We start from the raw sequence: 11939 nt of genomic DNA, 5'->3' as shown, positions 1-11939 counted from the left end.
ACCGATAAGCCATCAATGGCTCGGAGCCTTTACTATGTCTTTTTCTCTGAATAATTATCTCGAAGAGCTACGCCCTCTTATTAATATTGATTGCGGTACATTAACCGTTGATGGTATCGATGTGGTTGCAACCATCATGGCGCAAAAATACCTTGATTTAGGTTGGCATGTTAAACGCATTGATTGTGGTATTGCAGGTACTGGCTTAGAAGTACGTAATAAGCCTGACGCTGATCATATTGATGTGATGTTAATTGGCCATATGGATACCGTCTTCCCAGCAGGCACTGCTGCCGCTCGCCCAATGACCCACGATGATGAGCGCGCTTATGGCCCTGGTGTCTCTGACATGAAATCTGGCTTGTTAAGTGTGGTTTATGCCTTACGTGATCTCGATCCTACTGCACTTGATGCATTATCAATTTGTGTGTGCATGAACCCAGATGAAGAAATTGGTTCACTACACTCAGAAGCATGGCTCAAGAGCGTTGCTATTAACGCTAACCATGTTTTAGTTGCAGAAGCTGCACGTGCTGATGGTTCATTGGTTAAAGCGCGTAAAGGCATGGCGCGTTACCGTTTAAGTTTCCACGGCAAAGCAGCGCACGCAGGTAATGAGCCTCAAAATGGTCGCAGTGCAATCACCGAAATGGCACATTGGATTCTAGCCATTAACACCATGACCAATTTTGAGTCAGGCACAACCTTAAACGCTGGCGTTGTCAGTGGTGGTGCTGGCGCTAATATCGTACCTGATTTCGCACAAGTGGTGGTTGATGTGCGTTTCTGGGATAACGATGAGTATGCGGCGGTTGATGCTCAAATTCGTACACTAACAGAAACACCGTTTGTTGATGGGGTTACGATTACAGTTGAGCGAGAAGCACACAAACCATCAATGGTGCCAAGCCCACAAACTGAAGTGTTAATGGCGCAAGTGGAAGCGGTCGGTAAAGAGCTAGGCATTGATATTACGTGGCAAGCAGTTGGCGGTGGTTCTGATGCTAACCTAACCGCAGTCTTAGGTATTCCAACCTTAGATGGTTTAGGTCCAATTGGTGCGGGTTTCCACAGTGCAGATGAATGGTTAGATTTGGCTTCAATTGAGCCACGTATTCGCTTATTGCAGCAAGTACTTGTGAAAATTGCGCAACAATAACCTATAAAAAAACATTAAAAAAGGCTGCATTTCTGCAGCCTTTTTTCTTTGTAAATAATCCACATTGGCATGATTTACAAAGAGGTACAATCTTTTCAGTTGTTAGGTTAAATCAATATCGGTTCAACAAAATCAATATGGATTTAACTCGTTTTTGCGATAATATCGGCTTTTGCGGCTGACATTTGGACACTACGTAAATTGTCTAACTTAAAGTGTATAGCCCTAAATGGGTGACGCCAAAAATAATGTGGATAACTCCAACGTAAAACGTGGATCATCTGAAGACGCTTGGCAGATTGATAGCAATGCCCAATACAATGCATACAACTTGGCTTTTCTTCGCCAAGACGACAACCTGTTACTCTCTCCTCAACATACTCGATAAGACTTTCACATTCAGAGCACATTACTGCTCCACGGTGCAACGTTTTACAATATAGGCGAATCATCGCTTTCACTGTATTCAGTTCACGCTGCGAACGAACTGAATGATTGTTAATAACTATCATAGTTGTGCCATTATCCATCCATCCCCTGCAGTGCCAATGATAAAAATCAAATTTATGCAAAAATCAGAACCTAATGGGCAAAAATCATAACCAAAATTAGACCGATGGTTATTTATTAAACTTTAATACATTGTTCGAATAAATTGCGAACAATGTACAAATATAAAAAAACATCATCGATGTTCAAGATTGACGCTTTAAATAGCAAAAAACCACTGTGATATATGCAAATATTAGTGAGTGCATACTTCACAGTGGCTTTATTTATTACTAATATTACTGCATAACAGTCGTTATTAATTATCGCTATTTAAACGACGTAATAACTGATCTTTCAAATTAGGCGGCGTGCCTTTGATGGTTAATGTATCGGTTTCTGCATCATAAAAAATACGTTCACCTAATAACATACTGTCAAAGTTAAGCGTCATACCACCGCCTGAGCCAACAAATTTGGTCAATTTACGCATTGCAGTACGATCGGCAGGGAAACTTTCTTCTAACTCGTAACCTTGCTTTGAAGTAAAATCGTAAAAATTAGTACCATCATCTGCCGCAGGTAACTCACCGGATAGCTCTTTTACGGTAACTTCATCACCCGCTTGCAGCTGACCATTACAGTAATCATAAACTTGTTTACGATATTGCTGCTTTTCTTCTTTATCTAGACGAGAATCCGCACAAAAATCCTCTACCGCTTGCATCAAGACTTGGTTTTGAACTTTAACGTCTAAACCTACTTCTGCTTGCATAAAATCAAGGAAGAAATCAGCGATCTTACGCCCTACGCGACCTTTAGCAAAAGTAAGATAGCGGGTTGATTCTGGGTTAGTTTCCCATGATGACAAATCAATACGTGCAACGATATCCATCTTATTAATATCAAGATAGTCAGTCGCACTGATACCTAATTGATCAGTGACTTTCATGCTATGACACGTCGGTAACATACCAATAAACAAATAGTCTGTTGCCAATGACTGGTATTCAGCCATCACTAAAGTACCCGCTTCAGAAAACGGATATTTCGCTAATTCAACCTGTAAACGTTGCACTGATTGATTTGAAAACGTCAGGAAATCTAACTCTCCTTGACGAAATTGTTTCAACCAATGAGCAAACTCACTATCAGCAGCAAAATGCGCGAAGCCTTTTGTTCCTTTGCTACTATAAATTCGATGTAATTCAGCAACAAGATCTTCTGTCGCAGAATCATTATCAAGGGTTTGATTTCTAAGATGAATTTCTAAATCATCTTGGTCGTTTTTTACTAATTGATGTAGAATGACGTTCGAAAGTGTAAGACTCATAATGGAAAAGGTTTTCAGGAAAACTGAACTCTAGGTTATCATAAGTCGTTATCCTAAACATTAAACAAGATTTCTTATGCCAATCACTTCAAAATATAGCACTAAAAAAGTTGAACAAATCATTGATGACGTGTTCGATGTTCTAGACAAACATAAAACATCACCAGAATTAGCCCTAATGGTTGTAGGTGATATTGCTACTAACATTATCAATGCCAATGTACCTGTTGCACAACGTGAAGTTCTTGCACAAAAATTTGCAAAAGCACTACAGGCCTCAATTAAAAAAGATTAAGTTTAGCTTGAGAGTTAAACATAGCATTGAAGACTGAGAAGAATTGACATTTATGGTCGCCAGCACATACAAAGACAAAGTTTCCCAGCTAATTAGTTGGGGACACTGGTTTAGCTTTTTCAATATCATCGCTGCCATGCTATTGGGCACGCGTTATATTATTTATTCAGAATGGCCGACAACAACGATCGGACAACTGTATCTAGGATTAAGCTGGATCGGGCATTTTGGTTTCCTTGTCTTTGGTATTTATATACTGATCCTCTTTCCTGCAAGTTTTCTTATTCCCTCACAGCGTTTAATGCGTGTGTTTGCGGTATTAGTTTCAACGGTAGGATTGACCGCATTACTGCTTGATACCTATGCTTATCAAAGTGTCGACTTACATTTAAGTCCGCTGGTATGGGATTTGTTATTAAGCGGTGAAAAAACAGAGCTAAATACGCGCTGGCAATACCTATTTATTGTCGTTCCAGTCATATTCCTGATCGAGATGATATTCTCAGAATGGATTTGGCGTAAACTTAGAAAGCTAACCCGTAAAAACGTCGGTGGTCCCATTGCCATCATGTTCGGTCTATGCTTTCTAAGTAGCCACATTATTTATATCTGGGCGGATGCTAACCTTTACCGTCCAGTCACAATGCAACGTTCAAATTTCCCACTGTCATACCCAATGACAGCGAAAACGTTCATGGAAAAACATGGCCTTTTAGATCGCCAAGAATATGTTAAACGCCAAGCACAACAAGGCATTAATAACAGTGAAATGATGCGTTATCCAATCGATAAAATTAATTTCATCGATAAAGGTACCAAGCAAAACTTACTGATTATTATGGTCGATAGTTTACGCAGTGACATGGTTAATACCACAACAATGCCTAATCTAACGGCTTTTGCTGATAACAATATTAACTATACTGATAACTACAGTACCAGTAATAATAATAGCGGCGTATTTGGCTTACTTTATGGTTTACCAAGTGGTTATGCCAACAGTATTCGTGCAGAAGGCAAATCACCACTGCTGCTTGATACGCTACAAAATCGTGGTTATCACTTTGGTCTATTCAGTGGTGAAGGGTTTGAACAACCTATTTATCGCGATGCTATTTTCTCTAAAACTCAGCTTGCAACTATAGATAACCTTGATAATGGAAAGCGCACGCCAAGTGATCGTTTAGCCTTTAATGATTGGCACCGTTGGCTAGAGAAGCAAAAAGCTGATGAGCCGTGGTTTAGTCTGCTTGAATTAACTTCAGTTGATCAATATGAAGAAAGTAGTGATTATCAAACTAAATTTACGCCATCTTTAGGCAGTAATTTACTTCATGATAAAAAAGTAGATTCTAATGTATTACTTAAAAATAGCTACCGTAACGCGGCTTATCATATTGATACGATTTTAGGTAAAGTGTTTGCGCAATTAAAAGCACAATCAATGTTAGATAATACTATCGTGGTTGTTACCTCAAACCATGGTACTGAGTTTAATGAAACAGGTAATAATACTTGGGGCTCTGATAGCAATTACAGCCAATATCAGATCAAAGTACCAATGATCATTCATTGGCCACTGCACCCACCTCAAGTTGTTACCCGTCCAACCAGTAACCTTGATTTAGTGCCAACCTTGATGGAGTCACTGTTTAATGTGGCGTCTAATCCATCAAATTACAGCTCAGGTATCAGCCTGTTTGATAATAACAGTGATCGTCGTTGGATATTAGCGGGTGATAATAATGATATTGTGGTGATTCAAAAAGGCACCACCACTGTTGTCGATAAATACGGTAACTATCGTGTTTATAATGATAATTATCAGCTAATGGATCAGGATAAACCAAAACTATCGACACTGATGCAAGTTATGCATGAGTTAAAACGGTTTTATATTCCTAATGACCTTAATAATTAGCATTATATAACACTAAAAAAGCAGCTTTCGAGCTGCTTTTTTTATACGATTAGCGGCAGTAGTTAGAGATAATCCGTTCGATTATCCGCGTAACAATGTTCAAATCCATCTTGCCAGCCATTACGGTATTTTAATATTGTTGCCATTCGTTCAGGATCACGTCGAAAACCATCAAGATACGTATTACCCGCAACTGAACGGCTATAACAACCATCCTGATACCCATCAAGATAGGCTCGTTCAAACCCCAACTCAGCTAACTGCTGATGACGGCTACTACTGCAACCATTTAATACACTCAAGCTTATAATACTTATCATATTTATCAATAATAGCCGCTTCATCTCGTTAACCTTTTACTTATATAAGTATCCAATAACGTTAATAACAACATTCATTATTTTTTAATATTATATTTTTACTAGCATGGCTTAAAAATAGATAATAACGGCTGATTTAGTTGTAATATAAATAAGAATAAGTGTGACAAAAGGATGAATTAGATCTCACTTTTTAGTGTAAAACAGAATATATCGCTAACTTGTGGCATATATCCTGCTAATTTCGCAGATAATAGTTAACAATAACACCGTCACTCACTAACTGACTCATGGAATAGAGTATTAATGAACGCGCAGATTTCATCTTTCTATCAAACAGTTACTAAACAATGCAGTAATGCTCATAGCCTTAGAACTATTTGTGAATTAGTCTGCCGTAATCTTATTCAAAGTTTTTCAATTAATCATCTGCAACTTATTATTAAATCAAATAACGAGTGGAAATTATTATTAGAGCTAAACAGTAAAGGTATACAATATTATTTTCCACCAACAATAATACCGACAGCAAATGAATATTATTATAAAAACATTCATTACTATGCTAATAAAACTGAAGCATCAATTGATATATTTAAAAATTATCGTTATATATTAGTTCCATTAAAATACCATGCAAAGATTATTGGTCATTTAACTATTGCAGCACCATTAACCTCAACACTACAACCGAAACACCTCACGATATTAACCGCATTATTAGCCACAGAAATTACCGCTGGCTTAATAAAGCAAACGACAAAAAGCCATAGTCTCAGCCGTAAACACGCTGAAAAAGAATTACTTTCAAGTAAAGAACAACAACAATCATTATTAAACTACCTACAGGGTATGCATGAAATTTCTTTTCAATTATGGCGTAGTAACATAATGAAAGACATGCTGTTTATTGCTGTTGATGAAGGAAAAAAACGACTTAATATCGATAGAATGGCGATTTTTCTATTTGATGAACAACAAAAAATGCACGGTACTTTCGGCACTGATATTCAAGGGAATACTGTCGATGAGTTTTATTTTCATTCCGATATTCCTAATCAATGGTTTGCATCTAAGACATTAAAAGATAAAGAATATATCGCATTTCAAGAAAACACCCCACTCTACCATGATTTACAACAAATTGGCTTTGGTTGGAGTGCTTATATTGCGCTATGGGATGAAGATACGCCTATCGGATGGATTGCTTGTGATAATTTACTTACAGGACAACCATTGCGTAATTATCACCATCAATTGTTGAAACAATATGGTTTTATTGTTTCACAACATATATTACGACTACAAGCAGCAGATACACTTATCAAGCTCAATCATGATCTCGAACAACGAGTACAAAGCCGAACCAAAGCGCTCAATAAAGCCAATGAACAGCTGCAGAAATTATCTAGAATTGATGCACTTACAAATATTGCTAATCGCCGAGTCTATGATGAAACGGTAATGACTGAATGGCGTCGAGCAAATAGGCTCGGTTTACCACTATCATTACTCATCTTAGATATTGATAATTTCAAAACTTATAACGATAAACTCGGTCATGCCGCTGGTGATCAATGCTTAAAAACCATTGCCGCGGTGCTGTCTAAAGTTGAACGTCGAGCTGGAACGTTATTTGCCCGTTATGGTGGCGAAGAGTTTGTACTGTTATTACCAGGACAAGACCAACAAGCCGCGGTCAATAATGCGCAACGCTTACTTAATGCAATGCATAAAATAGCGTTGCCATTTCCATGTCTTGAATTAAATAATAACGCTCCCGCTATTGTCACAATCAGTATTGGTGTCAGTACTATTATTCCATCGCAAACAACAACCTATGATGCATTTTTCAAACATGTTGATACCGCACTATATCAAGCAAAAGCCGAAGGGAAAGACTGCTTCCGCGTTCTTTTACCTGAATTATCAGCATGAATATAATGCAATAAATACTGATACATATTAAAACTAAGCCAGCATCATCAATTAGCTATTACGCTAAGGTGCTGACTTAGCTTTTGTTTTAGCTGCCGACCCTTTCTTTGCATAACTGCGCTTCTTCGTTCGCGGGGTAAACTCAGGTGAAGTCAATGAACGTAAACTTGGTGGTACATCACTGATTTTTACCTGATCCATCAAGGCAGTAACTTGTTGTTCTAACGCTGCCATAAATGGTTGATACGCACATTTTCTATCTGCCATATCATGCAGTTGATGCTCCCAATGCGCAGTCATATCAGGATAAGTTGAGCTATCAGGTAAAGCGTAAATTAAGCCTTTCCCCGCCTCTGATGCATGAATAGCTTTACCTTGGCGTTGTAGTAACTGGCGCTTAAACAGCATTTCTAAAATACCCGCTCGCGTTGCTTCTGTGCCTAAACCATCGGTATCACGCAATATTTTCTTTAATGACGCATCAGATACAAACCGAGCAATACCCGTCATTGCTTGTAATAACGTCGCTTCAGTAAACGCTTTTGGTGGCTCCGTCATTTTATCTTTGATCTCACCATCACGACATACCAATACCGTGCCTTTATCTAACGGTGGTACTTTATCAGCTAAATCACTGTCTTCTTTTTTATCATCACGCCCTAATAGCGCTCGCCAACCTGGTGACATTAACTGACGACCTTTAGCAATAAAGAGCCCATTAGCAATAGTGAATACTAACTTAGCATCAGCATATTCAGCTGCTGGATAAAATTGCATTAAGTACTGGCGAGCAATTAATTGATATATTTTCGCTTCATAACCCGTTAATACTGATGAAGATTTAGGGGTAGGAATAATCGCATGGTGAGCATCCACTTTTTTGTCATTCCATGCTTTTGATTTTAATGCTGTATTCGCATTATCCACTGCAGAAGCTAACTGATTATCCGTTGTCGCAATCGCACGACACACATCATTCGCTTGTTTCAAATGATCCAATGGTAGATGGCGACTGTCAGAACGAGGGTAAGTGATCACTTTATGTTTTTCATATAATGACTGACAAGTCGATAATACATCAGTCGCACTCATGCCAAACCGTTTCGCCGCATCAATCTGTAACGCGGATAATGAATATGGTAACGGTGGCGCTTGTTTAGTTTGTTTACGCTCAGATTCGGTTACTTCTGCAGCTTGGCCTTTAATCCGTGCCACCACGTTTTCACATAACTTACGATTAAGCACTCGCCCTTCTGAATCTTGGTGAGGTTCACATGATTTACTTGGCTGCCACTTGGCATAAATCGTTTGTTCACCGTAAGTGATTAATGCCAATACTTCATAAAACGGTTTGGCGACAAAATTAGCAATCTCATCATCACGTCGAACAACCAGCCCTAAGATCGGTGTTTGCACTCGACCGACCGATAATACGCCGCGATAACCGCCCTTTTGCCCCAACAAAGTATAAGCACGGGTCATATTCATGCCATATAACCAATCGGCACGCGAACGTGCAAGGGCTGAAACTGATAACGGAATAAAATCACGGTTACTGCGCATTGTGGCTAAAGCTTTTTTAACTGCTGCTGGGTTTAAATCTGAAATAAGCAGTCGTTGTGCCGCTTCTTTTTTGGTTTTGGATATTTTGACGTAATCAATCACTTCATCCACCAGCAACTGTCCTTCTCGATCGGGATCGCCAGCATGTACCACTGCAGTTGCTGTTTTCGCCAATTTTTTGATCACCGCTAATTGTTGCTTAGCGGCTTTTCGAGGAATTAATTGCCATTGCTGAGGCACAATCGGCAAGTCTTCCAAGTGCCACTTTTTATAGCGTTCATCATAAGCATCAGGCTCGACTTGTTCTAATAAATGCCCAATACACCAAGTGACAATATCGCCATTCCCTACTTCAATATAGCCGGTATTATTTTTATGAGGGCGAGGTAATACAGCAGCGATTGCTCGGCCTAAGCTTGGTTTTTCAGCTATATATAAGCAACTCATGGGGATCTTTATCTGAAAGGATTAATAGTAAGACTGTACCGAAAATGGATGCTAACAGCAACATAACACTGGATATTAAACCAGTAGTTATCTGTTTGTTTTTTGCAATTGATCTTGCAAGATCATCAAGGTTGACATGACTAGCTAATAAAAAAGCCAAACACATCATATTAATAGATATATTTGGCTTTCATTTAATCTGTAGATATCAATAAACTATCGAGCGGCTAACCAATCTTGTACTTGGTGATAATCACCTCTAAATACAATACGATCTGCTTTTTTGCTTAATTGATAAGTATACATTGGATCATAATACTGCTCTAGCAAAGGCGCTAACCAAGCATCATGCTCAGTTAATGAGCCGTTAGATTGCATCATTTTCACTGCATGTTGCTGTGATTTCAGCATTACTTCATAACGTTCCAAACCTAAACGTTTACGAATATTGAACATGCCTTTTTCTAAATACTCAGCAAATAAAATCCAACCTTGTTCCTCACCGTAATGAGCCACATAATCACGTTGCATTTTAACGACATAATCATCTAATAGACGTGCTAAACGTACATCTACTGGATCATCAATAACAGCAATATCAGCTTCTTGCATTGCACGATTGATTGATAAAGGCACAGTAACACAACCAATGTTTTTACCTTCATCTTCAAACACGAAGTGTTCAATGCCACGATCTAATTTTTTAACCATCTGTACAGCAAGATCACTCTCAAATGCAATTTGAGTTCGTTGCGGCGTAACATAACGACCAAACGATGAACCACGGTGGTGTGCTGCACCTTCTAAATCAAGGCCATTAGCAAGAACATTGACCATAATTGTCTTACCGCTACCCGTATTACCAGCAACAATAGACATTGGTTTAGCAGCAACTTCATCAATAGTATCAACTAAATAACGACGTAATGCTTTATAGCCACCAGTGATAAACGGATAATCTATACCCGCTTCTTTAAGCCATTGTTGAGTAATTTGAGATCGTAAACCACCACGGAAACAATAAAGATAACCGTCAGGATTTGCTTCACAAAATGCTTTCCATTGCGCTACACGTTCTGCTTTAACGTCACCATTAACCAGCTTATGACCAAGATCAATGGCTGCATCTTGTCCTTTATTTTTATAACACGTACCAACAGCTGCACGTTCATCATCCGTCATTAACGGACGACTATGAGAAGTTGGGAATGCACCTTGAGTAAATTCAACCGGTGCACGCATATCCATTAATGGTGTATCGTTCACAAACAGATGACGGAAATCTTCGCAATTGGGACGCGACATTAGCAAACCTCAATAAAGGTATCGCCATCCATCGGCACAAGTTCACCAATCGCTTCCAGCAAGATGTTATGTTTTTTAGCAATGGCTTGTACTTCAGCTTCGCTACTTGGATCAACGGCTAATAATAGGCCGCCTGATGTTTGAGGATCACATAATAATGCTTTTTGTTGATCCGTCATTTGACCCACTTTGTGGCCATAACTCATAAAGTTACGCTCTGTACCACCAGGAACACAACCTTGAGCGATGTAATCATACACACCCGGTAATGTTGGAATCTTATCAAACCAAAGTTTTGCTTTTAGGTTACTGCCTTCACAAATCTCAGTTAAGTGACCCATTAGGCCAAAACCTGTTACGTCAGTTAGCGCTTTTACGCCTTCAACATCAGCAAAGTCTGCACCAGGTTTATTTAGCTTACACATCCAATCGCGTGCCAAACCTTTATGCTCATCAGCCAACTTAGATTGTTTTTCAGCCGTTGTTAATACGCCGATACCTAATGGTTTAGTTAGGTATAAATGACAACCCGCTTCTGCACTGTCATTACGTTTAACACGATCAGTACTTACTAATCCTGTTACAGCAAGGCCAAAAATTGGCTCAGGAGCATCAATAGAGTGACCACCAGCAAGAGAAATACCTGCCTCACGACACACTGAACGGCCACCATCAATCACTTTTTGCGCAATTTCAGGTGACAATACATTTACAGGCCAGCCTAAAATAGCAATCGCCATGATAGGTTTGCCACCCATAGCGTAAATATCACTGATCGCGTTAGTCGCAGCAATACGACCAAAATCAAACGGGTCATCAACGATTGGCATAAAGAAGTCAGTGGTACTGATCACTGCTTGACCATTACCGATATCATAAACGGCAGCGTCATCTTTACTTTCATTACCAACCAGTAAATTAGGATCAGCAAAAGGTGCTAATTGAGTACGAAGAATAGTATCAAGTACTTGGGGAGAAATTTTACAACCACATCCGGCACCGTGGCTGTATTGTGTTAGGCGAACATTTTCCATGACACGCTCCAAAATATAGAAAGAACCAGCGATTCTACTCCTGCCCTCGACAACTGTCATCTTTCCAACTAAAAAGCGACCGTTTTCTATTAAAACAAATCCACATTGGCAGTAATAGTCATCAATAAGGAATAA

10 protein-coding genes are annotated in these 11939 nt (G+C 39.1%); 4 read left to right on the top strand and 6 right to left on the bottom strand.

The genetic code is table 11. The features are described from left to right. The first annotated feature begins 34 nt into the window (after positions 1-34). Complete coding sequence (locus C9I86_RS11285) at positions 35-1159, top strand: M20 family metallopeptidase (protein WP_107276381.1); 1125 nt, start codon at positions 35-37, stop codon at positions 1157-1159. Between the two features lie 143 nt (positions 1160-1302). On the opposite strand, the gene C9I86_RS11280 is transcribed toward C9I86_RS11285, so the two are convergent. Further along, positions 1303-1671, bottom strand: coding sequence for a nitrous oxide-stimulated promoter family protein (locus C9I86_RS11280; RefSeq protein ID WP_080158162.1), 369 nt, complete (start codon positions 1669-1671; stop codon positions 1303-1305). A gap of 296 nt (positions 1672-1967) precedes the next feature. Next, on the bottom strand, positions 1968-2981 hold the full coding sequence (gene yejK / locus C9I86_RS11275) for a nucleoid-associated protein YejK (RefSeq protein WP_080157942.1): 1014 nt from the start codon (positions 2979-2981) through the stop codon (positions 1968-1970). 76 nt (positions 2982-3057) lie between these two features. On the opposite strand from yejK, the gene C9I86_RS11270 reads away from it, so the two are divergent. Then, positions 3058-3276 (top strand): YejL family protein, encoded by a 219-nt coding sequence (locus C9I86_RS11270; RefSeq protein ID WP_045027757.1) that lies wholly within the window; start codon positions 3058-3060, stop codon positions 3274-3276. 52 nt (positions 3277-3328) lie between these two features. Beyond that, positions 3329-5197 (top strand): DUF3413 domain-containing protein, encoded by a 1869-nt coding sequence (locus C9I86_RS11265; protein ID WP_080157943.1) that lies wholly within the window; start codon positions 3329-3331, stop codon positions 5195-5197. A 62-nt stretch (positions 5198-5259) separates the two neighbouring features. On the opposite strand, the gene C9I86_RS11260 is transcribed toward C9I86_RS11265, so the two are convergent. Then, positions 5260-5517 (bottom strand): hypothetical protein, encoded by a 258-nt coding sequence (locus C9I86_RS11260; protein ID WP_235865934.1) that lies wholly within the window; start codon positions 5515-5517, stop codon positions 5260-5262. A 306-nt stretch (positions 5518-5823) separates the two neighbouring features. Between C9I86_RS11260 and C9I86_RS11255 the strand changes: the two genes are divergently transcribed. Then, the gene (locus C9I86_RS11255) at positions 5824-7455 is read left to right on the top strand and encodes a GGDEF domain-containing protein (RefSeq protein ID WP_107276380.1); all 1632 of its coding nucleotides are present in this window, start codon (positions 5824-5826) and stop codon (positions 7453-7455) included. 63 nt (positions 7456-7518) lie between these two features. Here C9I86_RS11255 and C9I86_RS11250 read toward each other — a convergent pair whose 3' ends face one another. The 3 genes from C9I86_RS11250 to selD form a co-directional block, all read right to left on the bottom strand. Further along, positions 7519-9465, bottom strand: a complete 1947-nt coding sequence (locus C9I86_RS11250; RefSeq protein ID WP_107276379.1) for a DNA topoisomerase III — start codon at positions 9463-9465, stop codon at positions 7519-7521. A 216-nt stretch (positions 9466-9681) separates the two neighbouring features. Continuing rightward, positions 9682-10770: a tRNA 2-selenouridine(34) synthase MnmH gene (gene mnmH / locus C9I86_RS11245; RefSeq protein ID WP_080157948.1), complete on the bottom strand. Its 1089-nt coding sequence runs from the start codon at positions 10768-10770 to the stop codon at positions 9682-9684. After that, positions 10770-11804 (bottom strand): selenide, water dikinase SelD, encoded by a 1035-nt coding sequence (selD, locus tag C9I86_RS11240; protein ID WP_080157949.1) that lies wholly within the window; start codon positions 11802-11804, stop codon positions 10770-10772. The genes mnmH and selD overlap by 1 nt, the downstream gene beginning before the upstream one ends. Positions 11805-11939: the final 135 nt, after the last annotated feature.

Source organism: Photobacterium sp. NCIMB 13483 (assembly GCF_003025475.1).
Taxonomy (GTDB): domain Bacteria; phylum Pseudomonadota; class Gammaproteobacteria; order Enterobacterales; family Vibrionaceae; genus Photobacterium; species Photobacterium piscicola.
This window is presented reverse-complemented; position numbering and strand designations above follow the sequence as displayed.